This window comes from Streptomyces sp. NRRL F-4489, from assembly GCF_001509485.1.
Taxonomy (GTDB): Bacteria; Actinomycetota; Actinomycetes; order Streptomycetales; family Streptomycetaceae; genus Streptomyces.
On sequence record NZ_LLZI01000218.1, the window covers coordinates 1 to 212 of the forward strand.

At 57.1% G+C, this 212-nt stretch carries 1 rRNA gene; it reads left to right on the forward strand.

The window, feature by feature from the left end:
* A 23S ribosomal RNA gene (locus ADL22_RS16080) occupies positions 1 to 212 on the forward strand; the annotation flags it as partial.

Here is a 212-nt window from a genome sequence, read left to right on the forward strand (position 1 = left end):
ATCCTTGAAAGAGTGCGTAATAGCTCACTGGTCAAGTGATTCCGCGCCGACAATGTAGCGGGGCTCAAGTACACCGCCGAAGTCGTGTCATTGCAGCATTACCCCCAACGGGGGCTGTGATGGGTAGGGGAGCGTCGTGTGCCGGGTGAAGCAGCCGCGGAAGCGAGTTGTGGATGGTTCACGAGTGAGAATGCAGGCATGAGTAGCGATAC